The sequence below is a fragment of the Rhodococcus sp. PvR099 genome (genome assembly GCF_017833315.1).
GTDB classification, from domain to species: domain Bacteria; phylum Actinomycetota; class Actinomycetes; order Mycobacteriales; family Mycobacteriaceae; genus Rhodococcus_G; species Rhodococcus_G oryzae.
In genome coordinates this window covers 3,700,890-3,725,443 of the sequence record NZ_JAFIBV010000001.1, presented here as the reverse complement: position 1 = coordinate 3,725,443, position 24,554 = coordinate 3,700,890, and the positions used below count along the sequence as shown (strand labels likewise).

Here is a 24,554-nt window from a genome sequence, read left to right as displayed (position 1 = left end):
GCGGGACTGCCGCGGCCCGCGGTGTGTTGGGGGGTCACTCGTTCCGTGCGAGTTCAGTCACCATAGCCACAGAAGTGGTCGCTGTCACCCCTCATGAACAGAAATGACCCACAACACTTGTTGATCTAGCAGTTCTAGGTCGATCAATTTGATGAAAGATCAGTATCGATCTGGCTGCCCTGTCGGGGCGGGGTGTGCGTCAGGGGGTGTCGTGACCCGGTGCGCCTGCGCGACTGTCGAGAATGAGGACGGCGGTGTGCAGCGAGGTGCGGGACTCGGCGTCGTCGAGATCGACGCCGAGGAGGCGCTCGATGGTGGCCAGCTTGGAGTACAGCGTCGGCCGTGACAGGTGCAGTCGCTTGGCCAGCTCGGTCTTGTTGCCGCCGAGTGCCAGGAAGCTGCGGAGCACGTGGAAGGAGTCGTCGTCGTGCCGCGCCGCGTGTTCGAGGAGGCCCCGGAGCTCGGTTTCGGCAAAGGCCTGCACGCGCGGGTCGGTGCGCAGGAGCGCTACCAGTCCGCGCAGCCGGATGTCCGAGGAGCGGTGAAACAGCTTGTCGTCCAAGGGCAATGACTGGGCAACGTCCGCGATGTGCGCGGATTCCGTGAGCCCGACCGCGGCGTCCAGCAGGCGGGTGGATTCCGGCCCCGCGCCGATGGTGCACCGGCTGACGCCCTCGATCCTGCCCAGCGCGGAGCGGATCTCCGCGCAGACTGCCTGCAGGACGTCGGAAGTGGAACTGCCGGGCGGGCGCGAGAGCAGCAGGTCGATCCTTCCGTCCTGTGGATTCGAGGCGAGGGCGGTGTTGCGTGAGGCGCGGATCGCGTGGCGGATGGCGTCGAGCATGCGTACCCGTCGCCGCTGTGCGAAAACCTGGTCGACACTGGATATTTCGCCGACTCGCACCGTCATGGGGAGATAGGTCAGGCCCGGCCGCATGCCGAGCGCGTGAGCGCGTGCGGTCGCCTCTGCCTCGTCCTCGATGCGACCTCGGCGGAGCTCGTAGACGAGGCCGCTCTGGGCCTGCTGCTCGAGTGCGGTTCCCTCCTGCTCGACCATCCGGTGCAGTGCGAGTGCCTGGGCGGCACGTTCGAGGGTCATTCGCGTCCGCGCCTCGGCCGCGGTCGGGAACGGCGCGACGAGTCGGCCCCATTCCTGGCGGTGCGCGCCCACCGGGGTCGTGGTCCACGCCTCCGGTCCGCCGATCGCGGTCTGGTGCGAGATCGGAGTGAGCCGCGACCGGCGTTCCCAGTCCGAGAGCAACTCGGCCGCCGGGGCGCCGTGCGACGCGAACGCGAGCACCTGCCGGGTGAGGTCCTCGAGAACGATCGGGGTGTCGAGCATGCTCGCCGCGGCGTCGACTATCTCGCTCAGGGGAGCCCGTTTCATGCTCAGGTCGGTGAAGATCTCGTGCGCTTGCCGCGCGAAGGCGACCTCGGCGTACTGCTCCGCGACGATCGAGCGATGCACCTCCTCGGTGATCTCGACGAATCGGACCTGTCGGTGCAGGGCGATCACGGGCAGCCCGAGCCGGTCGGCCGCCTCGGGCACCTCCGCCGGCACCGCCTGGACATGGACGCCGAGTTCGATCACCAGCCCGGTCGCGCCCGCCGCCGCCAGGCCTTCGAGGTAGCTCACCGGGTCGTGGGTGAGCGGGAGCCCGGTCGTGAGGACGAGTTCGCCGCCCTGGAGCAGGTTCGACAGGTCGGGCAGGTCGCTGACGTGTACCCATCGGACGGGCCGGTCGAGTGCACCGCCGCCGACCACTTCCGGCTCACCGGCCTGGATGACGGGGAGCGCGAGGATGTCGACAACGGTCGGCAGCATTGACGCAGTGTAAATCAGGGGGTGGATTCTCTTACATTGTGTAGGGCCGGGTGGGCTGCTGCGGGACCGAGAGTGGAGATCTCACCCGCGACGGACGGTCGCGCATCGGCTCACTCGACAAGGACGTTCTCTTCATGACTCTCAGCGATGGTGTTCGGACGATCTCGCACTGGTCCGACGGTAAGGGCTTTGCCGGCACGAGCGGCAACACCGCTCCGGTGACCAACCCGGCGACGGGCGCCGTCACCGGTGCGGTCGCGCTGGCGAGTGTCGAGGACGCGCGGACCGTGATCGCCGCCGCCACCGCGGCATTCCCGGCCTGGCGGGACATGTCCCTCGCGAAGCGCACAACGATCATCTTCAAGTTCCGCGAATTGCTCAACGAGCGCAAGGAGGAACTCGCCGCGATCATCACCGCTGAGCACGGCAAGGTGCTCTCGGACGCCCTCGGTGAAGTCTCCCGGGGCCAGGAGGTGGTCGAGTTCGCCTGCGGGATCGCGCACCTGCTCAAGGGTGGGATGACCGAGAACGCCTCCACCGCAGTCGATGTCGCCTCCATTCGTCAGCCGGTCGGCCCGGTCGGGATCATCTCTCCGTTCAACTTCCCCGCGATGGTCCCGATGTGGTTCTTCCCGGTCGCCATCGCTGCAGGCAACACCGTCATCCTCAAGCCGTCCGAGAAGGATCCGAGCGCGGCGATCTGGATGGCCGAGCTGTGGGCCGAGGCCGGCCTGCCCGCAGGCGTGTTCAACGTGCTCCAGGGCGACAAGACCGCCGTCGACGAGCTGCTGACGAACCCGGCGATCAAGGCGATCTCCTTCGTCGGGTCCACCCCGATCGCTCAGTACGTGTACGCCACCGGCACCGCCCACGGCAAGCGCGTGCAGGCGCTGGGTGGGGCGAAGAACCATGCAATCGTGCTGCCGGATGCAGACCTGGACCTGGCCGCGGACGCCATGGTCAACGCCGGTTTCGGGTCCGCGGGCGAACGCTGCATGGCCATCAGTGCGCTCGTCGCGGTGGGGGTCATCGCCGACGAGTTGGTCGAGAAGATCGCCGAGCGCACCCGGGGCCTCAAGACCGGTGACGGCACCAAGGACTCCGACATGGGCCCGCTGGTGACGAAGGCGCACCGCGACAAGGTTTCGTCCTACGTCGACGCCGGCGAGGCGGCGGGCGCCACGATCGTCGTCGACGGACGCGACGTCAAGGCAGACGGTGGTGCCGACGGGTTCTGGCTCGGTCCCACCCTCATCGACAACGTCACCACCGACATGTCCGTCTACACGGACGAGATCTTCGGGCCGGTCCTGTCCGTCGTGCGCGTCGATTCGTACGAGGAGGCGCTGGACCTCATCAACTCCGGCCCGTTCGGGAATGGCACCGCGATCTTCACCAACGACGGAGGCGCCGCTCGCCGCTTCCAGAACGAGGTGGAGGTCGGGATGGTCGGGATCAATGTCCCGATCCCCGTCCCCACGGCGTACTACAGCTTCGGCGGATGGAAGAACTCGCTGTTCGGCGACACCCACGCGCACGGTGCAGAGGGCGTGCACTTCTTCACCAGGGGCAAGGTCGTCACCACTCGGTGGCTCGACCCCAGCCACGGCGGCATCAACCTCGGCTTCCCCCAGAACAACTGAGCGGAGAGGACTTTCACGCCATGACGACAACAACGCACCAGGACCTCCTGCCCACCGGCCAGTCCATCGACGAGGCCCGCGCCGAGGGTGAGCGGGCATTCGCGCTCGACCGCGCGCACGTCTTCCATTCGTGGTCGGCGCAGGAGCAGATCACCCCGATGACGATCCTCGCAGCCGAGGGGTCGTACGTGTGGGACGGCAACGGAAACCGACTGCTGGACTTCTCTTCTCAGCTGGTCAACACCAACATCGGTCATCAGCACCCGACCGTCGTCGCGGCCGTGCAGGCGCAGGCGGCAAAGCTGTGCACGATCGCGCCGCAGTACGTCAACGACGCCCGCTCCGAGGCGGCCCGCCTGATCGCCGAGCGGACCCCTGGCGATCTGAACAAGGTGTTCTTCACCAACGGCGGCGCGGACGCCGTCGAGCACGCGGTGCGGATGGCCCGACTGCACACCGGCCGCTACAAGGTGCTCTCGCGGTACCGGTCGTACCACGGCGGCACCGACACCGCGATCAACCTGACCGGTGACCCGCGTCGCTGGCCCAACGATCGCGGCAACAGCGGCATCGTGCATTTCAACGGTCCCTTCCTCTACCGCTCGCAGTTCCACGCGGCCGATGAGGCTCAGGAGACCGAGCGAGCGCTCGCACACCTCGACCAGTTGGTCGCGATGGAGGGACCGAGCACGATCGCTGCCATCATCCTCGAATCGGTACCGGGCACCGCGGGCATCATGGTTCCCCCACCCGGCTATATGGCCGGGGTCAGGGAGATCTGCGACCGCCACGGCATCGTGTTCATCGCAGATGAGGTGATGGCCGGCTTCGGGCGGACCGGAAAGTGGTTTGCGATAGATCATTTCGATGTGGTCCCAGACCTGATCACCTTCGCCAAGGGTGTGAACTCCGGCTACGTCCCGCTGGGCGGCGTCGCGATCAACGCCGAGATCGCGGCGACATTCGCCAACCGGGCGTACCCCGGTGGGCTGACGTACTCGGGCCATCCACTGGCCACCGCCGCCGCTGTCGCCACCATCAACGCGATGGAGGAGGAGAAGATCGTCGAGAACGCTGCCCGGATCGGCAACGAGATCCTCGGTCCCGGACTGCGCGAACTCGCCCAGCGGCACCCGTCGGTCGGTGACGTCCGCGGTGTCGGCGTGTTCTGGGCGATCGAACTCGTCACCGACCGTGGGACGAAGGAACCGCTCGCCCCGTACGGCGCCTCCAGCCCGGCGATGAACGAGGTCATCACGGCGTGCAAGTCCGCCGGACTGCTGCCGTTCGCGAACTTCAACCGGATCCACGCGGTGCCGCCGTGCACCGCCACCGACGCCGAGGTTCGGGAGGGGCTTGCGATCCTCGACACCGCGCTCTCGGTCGCGGACGCGCACACCGCGCGCTGAGTACCCGATCCGCCCCATGGTCAACGGCGCCCATGGGGCGGATCGCCGTTTCGGCCCCCGGCCCGCCCACCATCACCTCGTACCCAGAGGTGAAATCTCCCAGAGGAATACAGAATGCTCGACACTGAATCGTCCACCGGCACGGCCCGCGTCAAGCGCGGCATGGCCGAGATGCTCAAGGGCGGGGTCATCATGGACGTCGTCAACGCAGAGCAGGCGAAGATCGCCGAGGACGCGGGTGCGGTGGCGGTCATGGCCCTCGAGCGTGTGCCCGCGGACATCCGCGCGCAGGGCGGCGTGTCCCGGATGAGCGACCCGGACATGATCGACGGCATCATCTCTGCCGTGTCCATCCCGGTGATGGCCAAGGCTCGGATCGGCCACTTCGTGGAGGCTCAGATCCTGCAGTCCCTCGGCGTCGACTACATCGACGAGTCCGAGGTGTTGACCCCGGCGGACTACGCCAACCACATCGACAAGTGGAAGTTCACCGTGCCGTTCGTGTGCGGTGCCACCAACCTGGGTGAGGCGCTGCGTCGAATCACCGAGGGCGCGGCCATGATCCGTTCGAAGGGCGAGGCAGGCACCGGCGATGTCTCCAACGCCACCACGCACATGCGCACCATCCTCGGTGAGATCCGTCGTCTCGGTTCGCTGAGCGAGGACGAGCTGTACGTGGCGGCCAAGGAGCTGCAGGCGCCGTACGACCTGGTGGTCGAGGTGGCCAAGGAGGGCAAGCTGCCTGTCACGATGTTCACCGCGGGTGGCATCGCCACCCCGGCCGACGCGGCGATGATGATGCAGCTGGGCGCGGAGGGTGTGTTCGTCGGTTCGGGCATCTTCAAGTCCGGCAACCCGGCCGAGCGTGCGGCCGCGATCGTCAAGGCCACCACCTTCTTCGACGACCCGGATGTGCTGGCGAAGGTCTCCCGCGGCCTGGGTGAGGCGATGGTCGGCATCAACGTCGACGATCTGCCGGTGGCGCACCGCCTCGCCGAGCGCGGCTGGTAGCCCGACTTCCTCTGCGCGCCCGCCATGTTTGCGTGCCAATGACGAAACCGCCGGCAATCGGTATCGATTGCCGGCGGTTTCGTGTTCGTCAGGCGGTGAAGCCGATGTACTTCGTGTCGAGGTACTCCTCGATGCCCTCGGTGCCGCCCTCGCTGCCCAGCCCGGACTGCTTGACGCCGCCGAACGGAGCGGCCACGTCGGAGACGACGCCGCGATTGACCCCCACCATCCCGGATTCGAGCGACTCGGCCACCCGCAGCGCCCGGTCGAGATTCTGGGTGAAAATGTATGCGGCGAGCCCGTACTCGGTGTCGTTGGCCGCGGCGATCGCCTCCTGCTCGGTGTCGAAGCCGGTGATCGCCGCCACCGGGCCGAAAATCTCGTCGCGGATGATGCGCGCGGTCGCGGGAACCTGGTCGAGAACCGTCGGCTGGTAGAAGAAGCCGGGGCCGTCGATGGCCCGACCGCCGGTGCGCACCCGTGCACCCGCCGCGACCGCCTCGTCGACCAGGGTGGCGACGCTCGCGCGCTGCTTGGCGCTGACGAGCGGGCCGACCTCGACACCGGGCTCGTGCCCTGGCCCTACCTTCAGCGCGGCGATCCGCTCGGTCAGCTTGGCGGTGAACTCCTCCCGTACCGAGTTGGCCACGATCAGCCGGTTCGCCGCGGTGCAGGCCTCGCCGCCGTTGCGCATCTTCGCGGCCATCGCGCCATCAACGGCTGCGTCGATGTCGGCATCGTCGAACACGACGAACGGCGCGTTGCCGCCTAGTTCCATCGAGGTCCGCAGCACGTTCTTGGCGGACTGCTCGATGAGCACGCGGCCGATCGGTGTGGAGCCGGTGAAGGTGACCTTGCGCAGCCGCGGGTCCGCGAGCAGCGGCGCCGATACGGAGGCGGCATCCGAGGTCGGAAGCACCGAGACGACACCGGGCGGCAGGCCGGCATCGGAGAGGATCTGCGCGAACGCGAGCATCGTCAGGGGCGTCTCCGCGGCGGGCTTGACGATCATCGTGCAGCCCGCGGCGAGCGCGGGTCCGATCTTGCGGGTGCCCATCGCCAAGGGGAAGTTCCACGGCGTGATCGCGAGGCACGGGCCAACCGGCACCTTGGTCACCATGATCCGGCCCGCGCCGCCAGGCGACCGGGTGAACCGGCCCTGGATGCGCACCGCCTCCTCACTGAACCAGCGGAGGAACTCGGCGCCGTACGCCACCTCGGATCGGCTCTCCGGCAGCGCCTTGCCCATCTCGGCGGTCATCAGCAGCGCCAGTTCCTCGGCTCGCTCGGTGACCAGTTCCCATGCCGTGCGCAGGATGATCGAGCGCTGGCGAGGCGCCGTGGCGGCCCATTCGGCCTGCACCCGGCACGCGGAATCGAGTGCGCGCATGGCGTCCTGGCCGTCGGCCGCGGCCACCGTGGCGAGCCTCTCGCCGGTGGCCGGATCGAAGACCGGGAACGTCGCGCCGTCGATCGGGGCGGTGGATTCGCCATCGATCCACAGGCCGGTCGGCACGCCGGAGATGAGGGTGGAGATATCTGTCATGGGTGGTTCCTCGCAGTGTCGGCCGCTGGCGCGGCAGGGGCGTCGGTCGGGCGTGGTGCGGCGGGTCAGGCGGATGCCCGCACCGCCTCCTCGAGCACGCTGAGTGCCTCGTCGAGCAGGTCGTCCCCGATGACCAGTGGCGGCAGCAGCCGCACCACATTGCCGTAGGTGCCGCAGGTGAGCAGGATGACGCCCTGTTCCATGGCCCGCGCGGCGACAGCCTTGGTGAGCTCCTGGTCCGGCTCGTCGGTCCCTGGCTTGACGAACTCCATTGCGATCATCGCGCCACGGCCGCGGACGTCGCCGATTGCAGGGACCTCCTCGGCCAGCCGCCGGAGTCGGGGAAGCACCAGGTCGCCGATCTGCCGAGCCCTGGCAGGCAGGTCGAGCTCACGGATGGTGTCGATCGCGGCGAGCGCGGCAGCACAGGCGATGGGATTGCCGCCGTACGTGCCGCCGAGGCCGCCGGCATGCACCTTGTCGAGCAGCTCGGCGCGACCGGTGATGGCCGACAGCGGAAGTCCGCCCGCGATGCCCTTGGCCATGGTGATGATGTCCGGCACGATCTGCTCGTCCTCGCACGCGAACCACGCGCCGGTGCGGGCGAACCCGGTCTGCACCTCGTCGGCGATGAAGACGACGCCGTTCTCTCGCGCCCAGGCCGCCAGGGTGGGCAGGAAACCCGGTGCGGGAACGATGAACCCGCCCTCACCCTGGATCGGTTCGATGATGATCGCGGCCAGCGAGTCCGCGCCGATCTGCTTCTCGATCTGCCCGATCGCCCGGCGGGCGGCCTGCTCGCCGGTGACCTCGGCGTCCCGGTATGGGTACGACATCGGCATCCGGTACACCTCGGGGGCGAACGGTCCGAAGTTCGACTTGTAGGGCATCGACTTCGCGGTCAGCGCCATCGTCAGGTTGGTGCGGCCGTGGTACGCGTGGTCGAACGCGACCACCGCCATCCGGCCGGTGGCCAGGCGCGCGACCTTGATCGCGTTCTCGACGGCCTCGGCGCCGGAATTGAAGAGCACGGTGCGCTTGTCGTGGTCGCCCGGCGTGAGCGCGGCCAACTCCTCGGCCACCCGGACGTAGCCCTCGTAGGGGGTGATCATGAAGCAGGTGTGCGTGAAATGCCCCGCCTGCTCGCGTACCGCCTCGACCACGGCGGGGTCCGAGGCGCCCACATTGGTGACCGCGATGCCGGATCCCAGGTCGATGAGAGAGTTCCCGTCGACGTCCACGATCACGCCGCCGTCGGCATCCGCGGTGTAGACGGGCACGCTGGACCCGACGCCTGCGGCGACGCTCGCCCGGCGGCGTTCCGCGAGGGCGCGGGACTTCGGGCCGGGCAGCTCGGTCAGCAGCGCGCGCTTCTGCGGGAGTCGGTAGTTGATGGCGCTCATGTCGTGGACGTCCCCTGTCGTGATGGTCGGATCGACTCTCAGTGTGGGGTGCCGGACCGGTGAGCGGCACCTGCCAGAATGGAGCACGGGTGCGGGCCGAATTCACCGATTCGGCCCGGAAGTCGGGGTCACGTCAGGAGTCGAGATGAGCATTACCGTGCGGTGGGTGCTGGCACAGCCGGAGCTGTCGCTGCGGCTGCGTGGCGGCGCGGACGGGCTGGACCGCGAGATCGAGTTCGCGATCACAACCGAACTGCCGGAACCGTTTCCGTGGCTCTCCGGAGGAGAGTTGCTGCTGACGACCGGGCTGCGGCTCCCGCAGGATCCGGAGGAATGCACCGAGTACCTCCGCGGGCTGCTCGACTGCGGTGTCGCCGCGGTCGGCTTCGGGATCGGACTGAGCCATGCCGAGATCCCCGAGGGCCTAGTGGCGGCCTCGGACGAGCTCGGGCTGCCGCTGCTCGAGGTGCCGCTGCCTACCCCCTTCGCCGCCGTGACCAAGCGGGTGATGAGTCGGTTGGCCGAGCAGCAGTACGAGGCGTCGTTGCGTGCCTCGCAGGCTCAGCCCCGGATGACGCGTGCGGTGATCCAGGGCGGGGCCAGGGCCACCGTGCGCGAGCTGGCCACCGCAACGAACTCGGTCGCCCTGCTCCTGGACCGGCGGGGCCAGCTCCTAGAGTGCCACCCCGGCTCCGTGCCGGACAGTGTGACCGCGGAGGTGCTGACGCTGCTGGCGTCGGCATCGGAGGCGGTCTCCAGTGGGGTGGCGCAGGCCCGATCCGGCGAGTCGATGACCGTGCAGCGAATCGGGGTGGGCAAGAACCTGCACGGCTACCTCGCCGTGGTCAGTCCGAAGCCTCTCGGGCCGGTGGACCAGATCCTGCTGGGGCACGCGAACTCCCTGCTGGCGCTCGACTTCGAGAAACCGGTGCGACTGCGGGCAGCGCAGAACCAGCTCAACAGCCAGGCCCTCGGACTCCTGCTGTCCGAGGACATCGACCTGAAGCCGGTACGGGCGCAGCTAGCGCCTGCCGCCGACGGGCGCGGAGCGATTCGTGCGCTGGTCGCGGTGTGCGGCTCGCCTGCCGACGCCGAGGCGGTGGCCGGCGCGGTCGAGGCGGCCATGAACGAGGCCGGCAGACCCCTGTTCCTGCAGCGGGTCGACACGCGCGTCACCGTGCTGCTGCGCGGAACCGACGACGTCGAGTTCGCGCACGGACTCGTGGACGACATCGGTGATCGCGCGCGTCGGTCTTCTCGTCTGGGTTTGAGCGGCGCTCAGCCGGTGGAACGGTTTGTCGAAGCTATCGACCAGGCGCAGCTGGCTGCGTCGGCGGCCGAGTCGGGCGCGACGCCGCTCGAGTTCTCCGCGTTGACCGGAAGTGCACTGCTGTCCTTCGATTCCACACGTGAGGTGCTGCGGGCGGTCGCCGACACGATGATCACGCCCCTCGCCGATCACGACCGCAGGCAGGGAACCGAGTTGGTCGAGTCGCTGCGGGCTTTCCTCGAGGCGAACGGCCACTGGGAGTCTGCGGCGAGTGTGCTCGGCGTGCACCGGCACACCCTCCGCAGCCGGGTCTCGAAGATCGAGGCCCTACTCGGCTGTCGACTGGACGTGGCACGGGTGCGGGCAGAGCTGCTGTTGGCGGTCATCGCACACGAATCACTCTGAATCCGTATCGGTTCCGGCGCACCGCAAGGGGCCCGCGGCCGGTGCGGTCGCGGGCCCCTCGGTCGGTCAGACCCGGTTTCGGGTCAGCGTGCCGGTACGCAGCGAGGTGCCGAGTATCCGACCGCGGCGACGGCTCGGGCGAGTTCGGCGTTGACCGTGCACGCGCGAGCGAGATCGACGCCGCCTTCCGCCTGAGCCTCGACGATGATGCGGTGCAGCCTGGAGATCGTGGAGCCGTGCTGCACGCGCCACTCCGACAGTCGCTCGGATGGTGTCTCCCCGGGACGGTCCCGGGACAGTGCGGCACCGACCAGGTCGTGCAGTCGCGCCGCCGCCTCGTCCCGAAGGGCCGCCGCGGCCATGGAATCCCAGTACGAGCCGAGGGCCAACCGCTCCAATCGCTCGATCACGCCGAACAATCCGAGCTCCCGGCCCAGCTCCTGGTATGTCTCGATCACCCGGGTGATCGGGATGTCCAGGGCGAGTGCGTTGTCCGCCAGCGCGAGCGCCTCCCCGAGCAGCGGGACCGGTACGGGGGAGAGGGTGTCGTCGGCGTCCTCCGGAGGCAACGCGTGGAGCAGGTGACCCACCGTCGTCCGGTACCGCTGGATCTCGGCCTCCGCGTGAAGTGGCAGCGGACGATTGCGCAGGAGCCACGAGCATGCGCGCTCGATCAGCGCCTGCACTGCGTGCAGCGGTCCCCACGAATTCCGGTCAGCCGGATCGACCACCGCGAGCGCGCCCGCCCAGAGGGCGCCGACGTCGAAGAGTTCGGCGACTACCCCGTAGGCCTGTGCGACCTGCGGGGTCGTCACACCCAGCCGCTCCTCGAGTCGGTAGATGAGGCCTGGCCCGACGTGATTGATCAGCTGGTCCGCGATCTGGGTGGCGATGATCTCGCGGTGCAACCGGTGCGCGCGGATGCGTTCCGGGTACCGGCTGCGAACGGCGGGTGGGAAGTACTCGGACAGCAATCGGGCGAAGACCGGCTCGTCGGGAACGGTGGAGGCCAGCAGGTCGCGGCGCACGACGTTCTTCGAATGCGCTAGCAGTGTCGCGATCTCCGGACGGGTCAGGCCGAGCCCGGCCTCGGTGCGCGAGACCAGCTCCCGCTTGCTCGGTAGCACGGCCTGGGCTCGGTTCAGCCCGCCGACCGCCTCGAGATTGACGATCAACCGCTCGTGTCGACCGAGGAGCGAGACGGCCTGGGATTCGGCGAGGCTGATCGCCAGGGTCTGGCTCGCGCAGTCGCCGAGGACGGCATCGGCGACGTGATCGGTGCAGTCCGCGAGCAGTGTGTTGCGTTCGGCCTCGGTGATCTCGCCCGCCGCGACCGCACCGTCCAGCGCGATCTTCAGGTTCACCTCCTGGTCGGACGTCGCAACACCGGCCGCGTTGTCGATGAAGTCGGCATTGATGCGGCCCCCGCCGAGCGCGAACTCGATCCGGGCTCGCTGGGTGAAACCGAGGTTGCCACCCTCGCCGACAATCCGGCACCGCATGGTCGCCGCTTCGACACGGACCGCGTCGTTGGCGGGATCGGCTGCATCCGCGTGTGTTTCGGCGGATGAGTTGACGTAGGTGCCCACTCCTCCGTTCCACAACAGGTCTACCGGAGCGCGGAGAATCGCGCGGATCAGTTCGGCCGGGGACAGAATATCGGCGTCGATGCCGAGCCTTTCGCGCACGGACGGTGACAGCGGGATCTGCTTGGCCGAGCGCGGCCAGACCCCGCCGCCTTCCGAGATCGCCTCTCGCGGATAGTCGTCCCAGCTCGATCCGCTGGTTTCGAAGAGCACACGTCGCTGTTCGAACGAGGCCTCGGGGTCGGGATCGGGGTCAAGAAAGATGTGCCGATGATCGAACGCCGCGACCAACCGAATCGTGCGCGATTGCAGCATCCCGTTGCCGAACACATCACCGGACATGTCGCCGATGCCGACGACCGTGATCGGGTCGCTCTGGGCGTCGACACCGAGTTCCGCGAAGTGTCTGCGCGCGGACAGCCAGGCACCGCGAGCGGTGATGCCCATCGCCTTGTGGTCATAGCCTCGGGAGCCGCCCGATGCGAAAGCGTCGCCCAGCCAGAAGTCATATTCGGCAGCAACCGAATTCGCGAGATCAGAGAAACGTGCCGTGCCTTTGTCGGCCGCCACCACCAGGTACGGGTCGGGGTCGTCGTAGCTGACCGAGTCGGCCGGGCCCACGGGTAAGCCGTCGACGAGATTGTCGGTGACGTCCAACAGGCCGCGGATGAACGTGGCGTAGCCGTCGGCAGGCGCGATGCCGTCGCGGAGCACGAACGCGCCCTTTGCTCCGGTCGGGACGATCGGCGAGTTCTTCACGGTCTGGGTGGTCATCAGGCCGAGCACCTCGGTGCGGTAGCTCTCGGGTCGGTCGGACCAGCGCAGTCCGCCACGCGCAACGGTGCCGGCCCGTACGTGGACGCCCTCGACCCCGTCTCCCCGGACGAAGATCTCGCGGTGCGGAACGGTGCGGCCGGGATGTGCCAGGCGGGACGGGTCGAGCTTGAACGACGCGTAGCGCTTGCGGCTGCCGTCCGGGGTGCGCTGGTACCAATTGGTGCGCAGCACCGCGCCCACGAAGCCGGTCAACGCGCGCAGGATGCGATCCTCGTCGAGCGTGGCCGCGTCTTCGAGTAGCGCGGCCGACCGGGCTTCGAGCTCGGCGATCCGCTGGTCGCGGGCCTCGGCGTCGGGGTCGAACCTGGTGTGGAAGAGCTCGACGACCGAGGCCGTGAATGCACTGTGCCGCAACAGGGTATCCACGATGTAGGCGTCGGAGAAGCCGAGGCCCACCTGCTGCAGGTAGCGGCTGATCGTGCGAACCAGCGTGACGTCCCGCCAGGCGAGTCCGGCCACCGGCGTCAGCATGCAGTACCGGTCGATCTCGAGTCCGGAGGCGGCGGCGGTCTCGAAGGCATCGATGACCAGATCGTGCGCCTCGGGTACCCATGACTGGGCGGGGCGGCTGAAGCGGAATCGATCCACGCTGGCCTCAGGTCCGGCCGACTCGGGAGCCGGCAGCGGTGTGTGCGCCTCGATACGGAGGCCGAAGCACTCGAAGTCGCGAGCGACGTCTGCCAGCGCGGGCCGAGACCCGGGCCACAGCACGACCAGATCGACGACTTCGCCTACATCCCTGTCTGATTCGCCGGTGGACACGAACTCGAGACGGGGATGGTTCCCGGGGCTGGCCGTGATCGAGGGGAGCGTCATTGATCCCTTCATTGCGGTCATCACACACCTATTCGGTTGGTGGAAAGGAATTGTCGGGTTCTACCCTCCTGAGTGTGCCGTGGCCACCAGGATTTCGGGGTGGACACTTTGGCGCATCTGCCAGGTGGGGGAGTGCCGAAATGAACAGGACCGCGTCTGTCGATAGCGTGATCGCGCCTGACGGAAGAGGCTGTATCACAGCATGATCGGGGCGAGAGTCACCGAAATGAGAACGCTCGGGACACCGCATGCCGACATGGCTGTGCGGTGCCCCGAGCGGGAGCGAATTTGCTGGTGGGCTATTCGTTGATCTCGATGTCGTTGGCGAGCACGTCGCTCAACGTCGGGGGGTTGCCCACGCCCCAGCCGTAGGCGAGCTTGCCGACCTCGAGGACGAAGAATGATTCGGTGGAGAGGACGCCGTCGATATGGTGGAGCCGGTCGTTGATGAGGTCGGTGTAGTCGTCGGTGTTCTTGCAAATGACCTCGGCCATGACGTCGTACTGGCCGGATGTCACGATGACGTAGCTGGTTTCGGGTAGCGCGGCGAGAGCCTGGCAGACGGACCGGGCGGTGCCGGGGCGGGTGCGGATCCCGACTATCGCCATGCGATCGAAGCCGATGCGCATGGGATTGGCGATGCCGACGATCTGGAGGATCCCGGATTCCTCGAGCCGCTGCACGCGGTAGCGGGCGGAGGAGGCCGGGATGTCCAGCTCTTCCGCGATCTGTCGGTAGGGGAGGCGTCCGTCTTTCTGTAGGAGCTCGATGATTCGTGCGTCGATGGGATCGATGCTCGGTGTGTTCATCGTTGGCCTCCGTGCCGGGTGGGTCGCCTGGTCGTCAAGGTAGCGCACGTGTTCTGTGTTGTGGGTCAGCGGCCCAGGTGGATGACGCCGGTGCGGAGGTCGGACATGTCGAGGAGGGTGTGTTTGCCGCCGATGCGGCCCCAGCCGGTGCCTTTGCCGCCGGCTCCGCCGAAGGGCATGTTGATGTCCCAGAATCCGGTGCTGTCGTTGACGATGACTTGGCCGGCTTCGATTTCTTCGATGAATCGGTAGGCCTTGGTGAGGTTTTCGGTGAAGACGGCGGCTTGGAGGCCGAGTGCGTCGGCGTTGGCGAGGCGGAGGAGTTCGTCGTCGTCGTTGGCGGTGATGACGGGGACGACGGGGCCGAAGGATTCTTCGGTGCTCAGGAGGCTGTCGGGGGTGACGCCGTCGACGATGGTGAAGTTGTAGTAGAGGTCGGTGGGGTGGCCGGTGTGGCGGGTGCCGCCGTGGAGGATGTCGAAGCCGCGGGTGCGGGCGTCGGCCATGTGGCGGTCCATTTTGGCGGCGACGCCTTCGTTGTTGACCGGTCCGAGGTTGACGGTGGGGTCGAAGGGGTTGCCGAGGTTGATGGTGTCGGCGTAGGCGACGAGGGCGGCGACGAATTGGTCGTGGACGTCGGCGTGGACGAGGGCGCGTTCGGTGGCGCAGCAGACCTGGCCTGCGCAGTAGTAGGCGGCGTCGGCGGCGGCTTTGGCGGCGGCTTCGATGTTGGCGTCGGCGAGGACGATGAGCGGTCCGTTGCCGGAGCATTCCATGATCGAGCGCTTGAGGCCTGCGGTGGCCTGGATTTTGGCGCCGGTTTGGGAGGAGCCGATGAAGCCGATGGCGTCGATGCCGGGGTGGGCGACGAGGTCGGAGCCGGTGGTGCCTTCGCCGGGCAGGATGTTGATCAGGCCGGTGGGTAGGCCTGCTGCTTCGAAGGCTTCCATGGCGGCGAGCACGGTCAGTGAGGTGTGGGTGGGGGGCTTGACGACGTGGGCGTTGCCGGTGGCCAGGCCGGGTGCGACGAATTCGGTGAGCATGAGCAGGGGGAAGTTCCAGGGCGTGATGATGGCCCAGACGCCGACGGGGCGGTAGAAGGTGAACATCCGCTTGGCCTGGTCGTTGGACGGCAGGGTTTCGCCGTGGAGGCGGACGGCGTCTTCGGCGTGTAGGTGGAACAGTTGGGCGGCTTCGGTGACGTCGGCGATCGATTCGGCGAGCGGCTTGCCCTGTTCGAGGGTTTGCAGGCGGGCGAGGGTGTCGATGCGCTTTTCGAGCTCGTCGCCGATGCGGTGGCAGATTTCGGCGCGCTGCCAGACGCCGACCTTGGCCCATTCGCGCTGGGCGCGGTGTGCGGCGTCGATGGCCTTGTCGATGTCGGCGGTCGAGGGGGTGGGCAGGGTCGCGATGTGCTGGCCGGTGACGGGGCTGATCACGTCGACGGCCGTCCCTGAGCTGCCGTCGGTGAACTGACCGTCGATGTAGAGCTGCTGCCGTGGGGCGGTCGGGATCGATGTGGTCATGGGTACAACCTTTTGATGTGAGCGGGACTGCCGCGGCCCGCGGTGTGTTGGGGGGTCACTCGTTCCGTGCGAGTTCAGTCACCATAGATGCCCGGTGTGGCGCCTGTCACCCCCAAGGAACAAGATTCTTCTCGTCTGACTGTTATTCGGGCAACTGATCGGGGTCAGATCGGCTCAATTGTCTAAGTTTGCGGGCGAAATTCTGCTCAAGCCTTGTCTTCGCTCCTCCGATCTGGTCATACTGATCCGCACGTCGACCGCCGGGCACCGCGCGGCCGACCTGTTTCCGGGCCCTATGCCGCAGGGCTCCGCACCCGTTCGTTCCGTCCGAGTCACCGTCAATTCGCATGAGCCGCAGGCTCTTTCCGATCACGTGACTAGGAACCCCAATGAAAGAGACCGCTTCCACAGAACAACCCGCACCCACGCTGCACAAGACCATGCGGTGGTACGACGGCTTCGCGATGTCGCTGACCATGCCCGCCGCGTTGATCGCCTCGCTCGGTGCGTCGATCGTCGGCCTCGGCGGCTGGGGGGCCGTACTCCTGTGGACCATCTCGATGCTGCTGGCGACGGTGGCCAACTGGATCTACACCGAGCTCGCGGCGATGTTCCCGGACACGTCCGGTGGCATCGCGGCGTACGCGGCGGAGGCATGGAAGGAACGGGCACCGATCGTCGGTCCACTCGCCGCCGTCGGCTACTGGTTCCCCTGGACCACCGCGCTGTCGGTCTACGCCGGCATCATCGGTGCACTCGTGCAGTCCCAGTGGTTCCCTGACCAGGACTGGTCGATCAGTCTCGGGCCGATCGGGCTCGACTTCCCGATCATGGTCGGGCTGATGGTGATCGGAATCCTCTACGTGCTCAACATCGTCGGGGTCCGGATCACGATGACCTTCGTCTACATCACCGGCGGCATCCTGCTGATCCCGCTGGCGGTGTTCATCATCGGGCCGCTGATCACGGGCGGTTTCCACATCTCCGAGCTGACCTGGAATCTGCACGGCATCGAGGGTCTGCGCACCTCCTTGGTCTGGCTTTACGTCATGGCCTGGACCTCGTTCGGCGTCGAGGTCTGCGCGACGTTTGCCCCGGAGTACCGCAACACCGTCTCCGATACGGCGAAGGCGTTGAAGGCCGGCGTGCTCTTCTCGCTCGGCGTCTTCGTGTTGCTGCCCCTCATCCTCACCGGCTACGTCGGCGAGGCCGCGATCGCCGAGGCACCGACGACCTTCTATGTGTCGGCGTTCCAGGATCTCGTCGGTGGCGCCGCAGATGTCATGGTCCTGTTCCTGATCTGCTCGCTGCTGCTGATCATGGTGACCGGTCTCGCGGACGGATCCCGCGTGCTCTACAACATGGGCAAGGAGGGCACGAGTATCCGGCAGGTCGGCGTGCTGAACAGCCGGGGCATCCCCGTCCGGGCCCTGACGGTGGCCCTCGTGGTCAACGTGCTCGTCCTGACCGTGTTGAAGACGCCGCTGGCGATCATCGTCACCGGCAACCTCGGCTACATCCTCGCGCACATCTTCGCCCTGTCCGGCTTCTTCCTGCTCCGTAAGGACCGCCCGGATCTGGCGCGGCCGATCCGCCTGCCCGCGGTCTTCGTTCCGCTTTCCCTCGCGCTGGCCGCCGTCCTCGTGGTGATCCTGGTCGTGGGCGCCACCGGCTTCGAGGTGACCGGATACGGCGGCTTCAAGGAACTCGCTGTCGCGCTCGGTGTGTTGGCGCTGGGTGTCGTGCTCTGGCTGTACCGGCGCAAGGTCCAGGACCGCGGCGAGGTGACTGAGCAGGCGGTTTCGTGAACGCCTATGCCCTGCTGGCGGGGGCGATCGCGTGCGAGATCGTCGCCACCCTCTCGCTCAAGGCCGCCGACGGTTTCAGCCGTCCGCTGCCGTCGATCGTGGTCGTCATCGGGTACGCGGCCAGCTTCACGCTGCTCGGGTTCGCGCTGGCCCGCGGGCTCAACGTCGGGGTCGGGTACGCGATCTGGTCCGGCGTGGGAACGACGGTCGTCGCGATCCTCGGCGTGCTCATCTTTCGGGACACGCTCTCGGCCACCGCGATCGGAGGCATCGTCCTGATCGTCGCCGGGGTGGTGCTGCTCAATATCGGCCACGGCGGGAACCCCGAGGAGTCCGCAAGTCCCGGGGGTGCGTCGGTCGGCGCACCCGTCGGGGCGGCCCCGCACGGCGACGCCTGACGCCACGCCCACGACGCCGTCCCCGCTCGTGCCGGCGTTGCCATACCCCTTCACACAAAGGAACTCACATGTCGCCCATCACCCGTCGCTCGATGCTCGTCGGTTCACTCGGTGTCGCCGCCGCATTCGGTCTCAGTTCCTGCGCGACGTCCTCAGCTCAGTCGTCATCGTCCCCGGGCGCTCGGTACGACGTGATCGTCATCGGCGCCGGGGCGGCGGGGCTGGGGGCAGCCAAGCGGATCCATGAGGCGGGCAAGAAGGTCCTGGTGCTCGAGGCACGGGACCGGATCGGCGGTCGCGTCTGGACGGATCGAACGACCATGAGCATTCCGTTCGAGCGTGGAGCCGAGCTCCTGCACGGCGGTCCGGACATCTCCACGTGGGCCTACGTGACGGATATGGGCTTGGGCACGCACCGCCTCGACCCGAACTACTCCCGCTTCGACCCGCAGTCTCCCTGGGAGGTGCAGGGCTCCGCGCAGTTCTATCGATTCCCGAACGGGGTTCCTGCCGTCGGTCCAACGGCGCCGGCCCCGGCGGACGGCGAGACGGCGGAGGCCTACCTCGCCCGGTTGGGCATTCCGCGCTCGAACTACCCGCTCGCGCTGCTCATCATCGAGGTCGACGACGAGCAGTTCGATGTCTTGCCTGCGGAGAACGTCGTCGACACCCTGCAGGAGTGCCTCGATGTCGAGCGGACCGGCGAGGCACCGGTCGACGACTATGCGGGCGACTTCCGGGTGATCGGCGGCTACGACCAGATCATCCGCGCAATCGGTGAGCGGGTGGAGATCAAGACGAACACCGTCGTCGACACGATCACGCACAGCGCAGGCGGGGTCTCCGTTTCGGCGGGTGGCCGCGACTACGAGGCGGCACGGTGCGTCGTCGCGGTCCCCGCCGGAGTCCTCAAGGCGGGGAGGATCGAGTTCTCGCCCGCCCTCCCGGACACCAAACTCGATGCGATCGAACAGGTTCGGTACCTGTCCGTGTACAAGGCGATCCTCGAATTCTCGCGTCCGGTCATCTCCATGCCGTTCGGGCTGGCCGAAACGTACTCGCTCCGGCCGCCAGTGCTGTGGGACGCGTCCGCCGGTACCCCGGGATTCACGGGACAACTGCTCGTCGCCTGGGCAACCGGTGCTCAGGCCGACGAGTTGCTCGCGCTCCCGGAACACGAGCGTTTCGAGAGGTCGCTCGAGACGGTCCGCAGGCTGGGCGGCGACGCAAACGTCACCTATTCGAAGGCCTCGACCTACGACTGGTCCAAGGACGAGTTCGCGCTCGGCGCCTACCCGGAGAAGTCGGACAAGGTCATCTATGAGCCCGTCAACGGGGTGCTGCATTTCGCGGGGATGGTGACGAGCACCGTCCACAGGTCGCTCAACACGGGTACGGACGCCGCAGACTCCGTCCTTCGGTCGCTCTGATCTGTACCGAAACCTATTGACTCAGTTCACCAATCGAGAGGAATACATGTTTACCGAGTTCGTGAAATCCGGCCCCCGCTCGGGCGCCCGACGTGCCCGTCTGGTCAGCGTGAGCATCGGTGCTGCCGCGGCCGTGGCGATCGGCCTGATGTCGACCGGTGCGGCGCATGCCGACACGTTTGTGCCGCTGCCGGACGGGCAGAAGGCCGGGCCGGGTGCGGTGGTCTCCCGTACCGGTGAGAGTGTCCTGATCTCGCCGTCGCTGGCCGCCAATGGTGCCGGCCGCACCGCGTGGGTCTCGGGCACCGTCAGCGCCGATGTCACCGGTGTCTCCGGTGAGGGCGAGGCGGGTCCGTGGAACGGTGCGACCAACGACAAGGGCACCAACAACTCCTCGACGCACGGGGTCTCGCGGATCAGCACCGGCTACATCGTGGGCTGCCAGGTCGACATCACCGGTCTCGGTGGGTCGATCGGGATGGGCGTGAGCATGGACGGCCCGTCGATCTCCGGGTCGTTGACGGTCCCGGTCTCGGCCGGTCAGGTGAAGTTCGTGGGTGTCGCGGGTAAGGACATCAAGAAGAACGGCAAGTACGCCGTGCAGTACCAGGACACCCAGATCGAGATCCAGAACTGCGGCGGCTTCGCCCAGGCCCGCTCGTACACCGTGGTCGAGATCGTCGGAAACGACTACTCCAAAACCACCCTGTACGGCCAGCCCTTCAGCATCGGATAGCGCCTGCGGCGCGCACAGTCCACGCCTCAACTCGATACCTGAACCCTCAGAGGAAAATTCATGAACACCAGCAAGAATGGCCTGCGTCGCGGGCTGCGGATCTCCGCCGTCGGCGCGGCCACCGCGATTGCGGTCGGCTTCCTGTCGGCGGGTGCGGCGAACGCCGACACCTTCGTGCCGCTGCCCGGCGGCACCATCACCAAGACGCTCGCCGACGGCACCGTCGTCACCGTCACCATGACCGGCGAGTCCGCGAACATCTCCGGCTCCATGGGCGCGACCCCGCTGCACCGCAACGTGTGGGTCTCCGGCTCGGCGAAGGTCGAGATCTCCGGCGGCTCCGGCGCCGAGGGCGGTTACATCGAGCCCGGCTACGTCGTGGCCTGCCAGCTCACCCTCGGCGGCGAGGCCGGCGGCGAGTCCGGCATGGGTGCCGGCTGGGACGGCACCGCGGGCGAGCCCGAGGCCGCCACCGCGGGCAACGTCTCCATCGGACCCGGCGAGGCCGCGAGCTTCTCGGTCCTCGACCTCGAGTCCGCCGACGACTTCGGTGGCGAGTCGCACTCCGGCGAGCACTCCTTCGAGGGCGCCACCGGCAGCGTCACCTGGGCCGACTCCACCATGGGTGTCGAGGGCTGCGCCGGCTACGCGCAGGCCCGCTCCTACGTCAACGTCACCGTCGACACCGAGAACGTCAAGGGCACCGTCACCCTCTGGGGACAGCCCTTCAGCATCGGCTGACCGCCGCACGCAAGGACCCGGCCCGCGCACCCCAGGAACTGCGGGGGTGCGTGGACCGGGTCCTGGTTCGACGCGTGGTGCCGCTGCGGAAGTCCATGCACCGCGAGTAACTTCGGTCGACATGACGGACGATCCGATCGACCCCCGGCTCCAAGAGATCGCGGAGCGCGTCTTCGACGCGGCCAGGACGGGTGATTCCGCGACCATCGCCGCCTATCTCGATGCGGGTGTCCCGGTGAATCTCACCAACGGCGCCGGCGACACGTTGGTGATGCTCGCCGCGTACCACGGGCACGTCGAGGTGGTGCAGCTGCTGATCGACCGGGGCGCGGACGTCGACCGCCTCAACGGTCGCGGTCAGTCGCCGGTCGCGGGGGCCATCTTCAAGGGCGAGGAGGCAGTGGTGCGTGCGCTCGCCGCCGCCGGGGCCGATCCGAACGCCGGCCACCCGACCGCGGTCGACTCGGCGAAGATGTTCGGCAGGGAGGACTACCTACAGCTGTGGGGCTCGTAGTCGGTCAGCCGAGGTCGACGCCGAGCCGGTCGGCGAGCTCGCGCAGCTTCTGCATGTCGTCGATGCCGACCGCGACATAGGCGTGCAGGCCGTCCGGGTCCTCGCGGAGCAGGTACTCGTAGTCGCCGGTGGTCAGCGTCTCGCCTGCGGAGTCCAGAAAGCGCCATCGCACCCGGACCCGCACCAGCCGGTCGGTGAGCGCGACCGATTCGAGGAGCTCGTGCGCGACCCCTGCGACTCCTCCGAAGCGCCACTATCGACCACCTTGATCGCGCAGCCGCTAATTATCGAGGTAGTTGAGACCTGGGTCATGGGTATCGACCCGTTGTCCTCTGCATACGCCTTCTCGTGCTCTCAGCCCTGCTCGCCGCGCACCGACTGCCAGATCCGTTCGGGCAGTACCTTCGCCGCCTCGTCCAGGTCGATTCCCGGCGCAGCCGACAGCCAGCGCCTGCTGGTCTCCGCGACCGGTCCGATCACCAGCATCTCGATCAGCGCGGGGGACAGCGCGACCACCCGGCCCGCCTCGACGTGCGGGGTCATCCAGTCGGACATCGCCCGCATGCGGGGTTCCTTCTCGGCCGCGAGCTCCTCTGCGTGCGCGGGTAGAAAGCCCGAGTACGCCGAGGCGTGGATGAAGTGTGCCTGGGCGCGGTGTCGCCCCACCCAGCGCAGGTAGGCCGCGGCCATCGCCTTGACCCCCGTCCGCGCGGTGCGGCAGCGGACCAACTCGGCGATCAGCGAGTCCAGCAGATCGGACATGCACCGGCTGTACAGCGCCGCGGACAGGCCGTCGAAGCTGCCGAAGTGGTGGTAGAGGCTGCCGACGCTGACCCCGCTCTCCGTGGTCACCGCGGTCATGGTGAATCCGGAGGGCCCGGACCGTGCGAACACCGCCAACGCCCCGTCGAGGAGTCGCTGCCTGGTCTCGGTGCCCCGATGCTGCGTGCCGATGTCCACCTCCAGGGCCCACGGGCATGCCATTGACAGGCCGCCGCGCATTGACAATGCTTTCTAGAAAAGCTCTCTAATTTTAGCGGAGGGATCTGCGCATGCGCGAGTTCGAACTTCCAGCGACGTTCACCATCCCGGCGGATGTGTCGATGGCGGACACGGTATTCCGGTACGCGCAGGTCTCGCCGGATTTCGTCCCGTTCCAGCTGCCGTCCGGGTCCGGCTGGTCCGATGTCACCGCCGCCCGGTTCGCCGAGGGCGTCACCGCGGTGGCGAAGGGCCTGATCGCCTCCGGGGTCGCGCCGGGGGACCGCGTCGCGATCATGTCGGCGACCAGGTACGAGTGGGTGCTGCTCGACTACGCCATCTGGACCGCGGGCGCCTGCACGGTGGCGATCTACGAGACTTCGGCTGCGGCACAGGCGAAGTGGATCCTCGAGGACTCGGGGACCACGCTGCTGATCGTCGAGGCGCAGCGGCACGCCGACACGGTCCGAGAGGTGGCGGCCACCGCGCCCGCGCTGCGCGAGACGCTGCAGATCGACGAGGGTGCTGTCGACGAGCTGATTCGCCGCGGGGCGGGGGTGGACGACGCGGAGCTGCGCGCCAGGCGCACCGCGGTGGGGGCGAGCTCGCCGGCCACGCTCATCTACACCTCCGGCACCACCGGTCGCCCGAAGGGCGTGCAGCTGACCCACGCGAACCTGTTCGCGGAGTCGGTGGCCGTGCGCACCGCGCTGAGCGAGGCCCTCGTCGAGGGCAAGCGGACCCTGATGTTCCTGCCGCTGGCGCACGTGTTCGCCCGCGCCATCTCGGTGGGTGCATTCGACGCCAAGGTCACCGTCGCGCACACCTCGGACTGGACGACGCTGGTCGACCAGTTCGCAGCGTTCAAACCGAATTTCATCCTGTCCGTGCCGCGGGTGTTCGAGAAGGTCTACAACGCGTCCCGGCAGAAGGCCGTCGACGGCGGCAAGGCCAAGATCTTCGACAAGGCGGCGGCGACCGCGATCGAATGGAGTCGCGCCCGGGACGAGGGCGGCCCTGGCCTGGGGCTTCGGCTGCGGCACGCACTGTTCGACCGGCTGGTCTACGGGAAGCTGCGGGCGGCGCTCGGCGGCGAGTGCGACCTCGCCGTCTCCGGTGGTGGCCCGCTCGGCGCCCGGCTCGGGCACTTCTTCCGCGGCGTCGGCCTGCCGATCTACGAGGGGTACGGCCTCACCGAGACCACCGCCGCGGTCACCGTGAACACCTCGTCCCGCCAGCGGGTCGGCACCGTGGGCCGTCCGCTCGACGGACACGGGGCGCGGATCGCCGACGACGGCGAGCTACTGGTGCGCGGCCCGGTGGTGTTCGACGGGTACTGGCACAACGAGGAGGCCACCGCGGACGCCTTCGTCGACGGCTGGTTCCGCACCGGCGATCTCGGCACGATCGACGAGGCCGGGTTCGTCACCATCACCGGCCGCAAGAAGGAGATCATCGTGACCGCGGCGGGCAAGAACGTCTCCCCGTCGCAGCCCGAGGACGCGCTTCGGGCGCACCCGCTGATCGGTCAGTGCATGGTCGTCGGCGACGCGAAACCCTTTGTCGGGGCGCTGATCACGATCGACCCGGAGGCACTGCCCGGATGGCGGGAGCGCAACGGGGTGGCCGCCGACGTGCCGCTCGTGGAGCTGATCGGTCACCCGGCGCTCGTCGCGGAGATCGATGCCGCGGTCGCGGAGACCAATGCCCAGGTGTCCTCGGCCGAGCAGATCAAGAAGGTCCGGATCCTGGCCGTCGACTGGACGCAGGAGACCGGCGAGCTGACCCCGAAGATGTCGCTCAAGCGCAACGTGGTCCTCGAGCGCCACGCGATCGATGTCGAGGAGATCTACACCTGAC

General features: G+C 67.9%; 19 protein-coding genes. 11 read left to right on the top strand and 8 right to left on the bottom strand.

Annotated features, from left to right (window positions below):
- Positions 1-199 precede the first annotated feature (199 nt).
- A complete protein-coding gene (locus JOE46_RS17090; protein WP_209927929.1) occupies positions 200-1,825 on the bottom strand; it encodes a PucR family transcriptional regulator in 1,626 nt (541 codons plus the stop codon).
- Between the two features lie 134 nt (positions 1,826-1,959).
- On the opposite strand from JOE46_RS17090, the gene JOE46_RS17085 reads away from it, so the two are divergent.
- The 3 genes from JOE46_RS17085 to pdxS all read left to right on the top strand — a co-directional run bounded on the left by JOE46_RS17085 (position 1,960) and on the right by pdxS (position 5,888).
- Positions 1,960-3,468 carry a CoA-acylating methylmalonate-semialdehyde dehydrogenase gene (locus JOE46_RS17085; RefSeq protein WP_209927927.1) on the top strand — a complete coding sequence of 503 codons (1,509 nt, stop codon included), beginning with the start codon at positions 1,960-1,962 and terminating at the stop codon, positions 3,466-3,468.
- 20 nt (positions 3,469-3,488) lie between these two features.
- A complete protein-coding gene (locus JOE46_RS17080; RefSeq protein ID WP_097214442.1) occupies positions 3,489-4,877 on the top strand; it encodes an aspartate aminotransferase family protein in 1,389 nt (462 codons plus the stop codon).
- A 114-nt stretch (positions 4,878-4,991) separates the two neighbouring features.
- Positions 4,992-5,888, top strand: a complete 897-nt coding sequence (gene pdxS / locus JOE46_RS17075) for a pyridoxal 5'-phosphate synthase lyase subunit PdxS (protein ID WP_209927926.1) — start codon at positions 4,992-4,994, stop codon at positions 5,886-5,888.
- Positions 5,889-5,976: 88 nt separating this feature from the next.
- On the opposite strand, the gene JOE46_RS17070 is transcribed toward pdxS, so the two are convergent.
- Both JOE46_RS17070 and gabT read right to left on the bottom strand, forming a co-directional pair.
- Positions 5,977-7,434 (bottom strand): NAD-dependent succinate-semialdehyde dehydrogenase, encoded by a 1,458-nt coding sequence (locus JOE46_RS17070; RefSeq protein WP_097214432.1) that lies wholly within the window; start codon positions 7,432-7,434, stop codon positions 5,977-5,979.
- Positions 7,435-7,499: 65 nt separating this feature from the next.
- On the bottom strand, positions 7,500-8,837 hold the full coding sequence (gene gabT, locus JOE46_RS17065; protein WP_209927925.1) for a 4-aminobutyrate--2-oxoglutarate transaminase: 1,338 nt from the start codon (positions 8,835-8,837) through the stop codon (positions 7,500-7,502).
- Between the two features lie 145 nt (positions 8,838-8,982).
- Between gabT and JOE46_RS17060 the strand changes: the two genes are divergently transcribed.
- The gene (locus JOE46_RS17060; protein WP_097214430.1) at positions 8,983-10,512 is read left to right on the top strand and encodes a PucR family transcriptional regulator; all 1,530 of its coding nucleotides are present in this window, start codon (positions 8,983-8,985) and stop codon (positions 10,510-10,512) included.
- Positions 10,513-10,595: 83 nt separating this feature from the next.
- Here JOE46_RS17060 and JOE46_RS17055 read toward each other — a convergent pair whose 3' ends face one another.
- The 3 genes from JOE46_RS17055 to JOE46_RS17045 all read right to left on the bottom strand — a co-directional run bounded on the left by JOE46_RS17055 (position 10,596) and on the right by JOE46_RS17045 (position 16,086).
- Positions 10,596-13,772, bottom strand: coding sequence for an NAD-glutamate dehydrogenase domain-containing protein (locus tag JOE46_RS17055; RefSeq protein WP_209927924.1), 3,177 nt, complete (start codon positions 13,770-13,772; stop codon positions 10,596-10,598).
- 278 nt (positions 13,773-14,050) lie between these two features.
- Positions 14,051-14,560 carry an Lrp/AsnC family transcriptional regulator gene (locus JOE46_RS17050; protein ID WP_097214428.1) on the bottom strand — a complete coding sequence of 170 codons (510 nt, stop codon included), beginning with the start codon at positions 14,558-14,560 and terminating at the stop codon, positions 14,051-14,053.
- 65 nt (positions 14,561-14,625) lie between these two features.
- Entirely contained in the window at positions 14,626-16,086 is a 1,461-nt protein-coding gene (locus JOE46_RS17045) for an aldehyde dehydrogenase (RefSeq protein WP_245221082.1), read from the bottom strand.
- A 389-nt stretch (positions 16,087-16,475) separates the two neighbouring features.
- On the opposite strand from JOE46_RS17045, the gene JOE46_RS17040 reads away from it, so the two are divergent.
- The 6 genes from JOE46_RS17040 (at position 16,476) to JOE46_RS17015 (ending at position 21,713) form a co-directional block, all read left to right on the top strand.
- A complete protein-coding gene (locus tag JOE46_RS17040) occupies positions 16,476-17,894 on the top strand; it encodes an APC family permease (protein ID WP_209927921.1) in 1,419 nt (472 codons plus the stop codon).
- Entirely contained in the window at positions 17,891-18,292 is a 402-nt protein-coding gene (locus tag JOE46_RS17035) for a multidrug efflux SMR transporter (RefSeq protein ID WP_246045258.1), read from the top strand. The genes JOE46_RS17040 and JOE46_RS17035 overlap by 4 nt, the downstream gene beginning before the upstream one ends.
- 68 nt (positions 18,293-18,360) lie before the next feature.
- Entirely contained in the window at positions 18,361-19,722 is a 1,362-nt protein-coding gene (locus JOE46_RS17030) for an NAD(P)/FAD-dependent oxidoreductase (RefSeq protein WP_097214444.1), read from the top strand.
- Positions 19,723-19,768: 46 nt separating this feature from the next.
- The gene (locus JOE46_RS17025) at positions 19,769-20,458 is read left to right on the top strand and encodes an MspA family porin (protein WP_209927920.1); all 690 of its coding nucleotides are present in this window, start codon (positions 19,769-19,771) and stop codon (positions 20,456-20,458) included.
- A gap of 60 nt (positions 20,459-20,518) precedes the next feature.
- Positions 20,519-21,199: an MspA family porin gene (locus JOE46_RS17020; protein ID WP_209927918.1), complete on the top strand. Its 681-nt coding sequence runs from the start codon at positions 20,519-20,521 to the stop codon at positions 21,197-21,199.
- Positions 21,200-21,320: 121 nt separating this feature from the next.
- Complete coding sequence (locus JOE46_RS17015) at positions 21,321-21,713, top strand: ankyrin repeat domain-containing protein (RefSeq protein ID WP_097214164.1); 393 nt, start codon at positions 21,321-21,323, stop codon at positions 21,711-21,713.
- Positions 21,714-21,717: 4 nt separating this feature from the next.
- On the opposite strand, the gene JOE46_RS17010 is transcribed toward JOE46_RS17015, so the two are convergent.
- Both JOE46_RS17010 and JOE46_RS17005 read right to left on the bottom strand, forming a co-directional pair.
- On the bottom strand, positions 21,718-21,885 hold the full coding sequence (locus JOE46_RS17010; protein ID WP_179800711.1) for a hypothetical protein: 168 nt from the start codon (positions 21,883-21,885) through the stop codon (positions 21,718-21,720).
- Between the two features lie 182 nt (positions 21,886-22,067).
- Complete coding sequence (locus JOE46_RS17005; protein WP_097214162.1) at positions 22,068-22,697, bottom strand: TetR/AcrR family transcriptional regulator; 630 nt, start codon at positions 22,695-22,697, stop codon at positions 22,068-22,070.
- A gap of 68 nt (positions 22,698-22,765) precedes the next feature.
- Here JOE46_RS17005 and JOE46_RS17000 point away from each other — a divergent pair, with 68 nt between their 5' ends.
- The gene (locus JOE46_RS17000; protein ID WP_097214161.1) at positions 22,766-24,553 is read left to right on the top strand and encodes a long-chain fatty acid--CoA ligase; all 1,788 of its coding nucleotides are present in this window, start codon (positions 22,766-22,768) and stop codon (positions 24,551-24,553) included.
- Position 24,554: the final 1 nt, after the last annotated feature.

Coding starts and splice junctions, on each gene's coding strand:
- gabT (WP_209927925.1), bottom strand. CDS start 8,837: ATGAGCGCCATCAACTACCGACTCCCGCAGAAGCGCGCGCTGCTGACC.
- pdxS (WP_209927926.1), top strand. CDS start 4,992: ATGCTCGACACTGAATCGTCCACCGGCACGGCCCGCGTCAAGCGCGGC.
- JOE46_RS17055 (WP_209927924.1), bottom strand. CDS start 13,772: ATGACCGCAATGAAGGGATCAATGACGCTCCCCTCGATCACGGCCAGC.
- JOE46_RS17005 (WP_097214162.1), bottom strand. CDS start 22,697: ATGGCATGCCCGTGGGCCCTGGAGGTGGACATCGGCACGCAGCATCGG.
- JOE46_RS17040 (WP_209927921.1), top strand. CDS start 16,476: ATGAAAGAGACCGCTTCCACAGAACAACCCGCACCCACGCTGCACAAG.
- JOE46_RS17050 (WP_097214428.1), bottom strand. CDS start 14,560: ATGAACACACCGAGCATCGATCCCATCGACGCACGAATCATCGAGCTC.
- JOE46_RS17030 (WP_097214444.1), top strand. CDS start 18,361: ATGTCGCCCATCACCCGTCGCTCGATGCTCGTCGGTTCACTCGGTGTC.
- JOE46_RS17060 (WP_097214430.1), top strand. CDS start 8,983: ATGAGCATTACCGTGCGGTGGGTGCTGGCACAGCCGGAGCTGTCGCTG.
- JOE46_RS17025 (WP_209927920.1), top strand. CDS start 19,769: ATGTTTACCGAGTTCGTGAAATCCGGCCCCCGCTCGGGCGCCCGACGT.
- JOE46_RS17015 (WP_097214164.1), top strand. CDS start 21,321: ATGACGGACGATCCGATCGACCCCCGGCTCCAAGAGATCGCGGAGCGC.
- JOE46_RS17000 (WP_097214161.1), top strand. CDS start 22,766: ATGCGCGAGTTCGAACTTCCAGCGACGTTCACCATCCCGGCGGATGTG.
- JOE46_RS17020 (WP_209927918.1), top strand. CDS start 20,519: ATGAACACCAGCAAGAATGGCCTGCGTCGCGGGCTGCGGATCTCCGCC.
- JOE46_RS17070 (WP_097214432.1), bottom strand. CDS start 7,434: ATGACAGATATCTCCACCCTCATCTCCGGCGTGCCGACCGGCCTGTGG.
- JOE46_RS17045 (WP_245221082.1), bottom strand. CDS start 16,086: ATGACCACATCGATCCCGACCGCCCCACGGCAGCAGCTCTACATCGAC.
- JOE46_RS17085 (WP_209927927.1), top strand. CDS start 1,960: ATGACTCTCAGCGATGGTGTTCGGACGATCTCGCACTGGTCCGACGGT.
- JOE46_RS17090 (WP_209927929.1), bottom strand. CDS start 1,825: ATGCTGCCGACCGTTGTCGACATCCTCGCGCTCCCCGTCATCCAGGCC.
- JOE46_RS17080 (WP_097214442.1), top strand. CDS start 3,489: ATGACGACAACAACGCACCAGGACCTCCTGCCCACCGGCCAGTCCATC.